1 protein-coding gene is annotated in these 355 nt (G+C 65.4%); it reads left to right on the top strand.

Annotated features, from left to right (window positions below):
• The coding region (locus tag JJL56_RS33535; protein WP_247891370.1) for a TRAP transporter small permease subunit at positions 1 to 253 on the top strand (253 nt) is incomplete at its 5' end.
• Between the last annotated feature and the right edge of the window lie 102 nt (positions 254 to 355).

Below are 355 nucleotides of genomic sequence, written 5' to 3' on the forward strand. Positions count from 1 at the left end.
GCTGCCCGACGTCATCCGCCGCAAGGTCGAGATCGTCATCTACGCCCTCGTCGGCGTCTTCGGCGCCTGCATGGCCTACAACGGCTGGGTGCTCGGCAACTCCGTCGCCGCCTACTACATCCCCAACCTGCACGTCTCCGAAGCCGTCCGCTACATCCCGCTCGTCCTTTCCGGCGTCCTGATCGTGCTCTTCTCGATCGAGCACATCGTCGCCATCATCCGCGGCGAGGAGGTCGCGCCGTCATGGAACTGACCATTCTGGCCGTCACCTTCTTCGGCTTCCTCGTCCTGGGCATCCCGGTCGCCTTCGCCATCGGCCTGTCGGCGCTCTGCACCATCCTGTACGAGGGCCTCC

The sequence above is a fragment of the Azospirillum aestuarii genome, assembly GCF_016632405.1.
In the GTDB taxonomy this organism is placed as follows: Bacteria; Pseudomonadota; Alphaproteobacteria; order Azospirillales; family Azospirillaceae; genus Azospirillum; species Azospirillum aestuarii.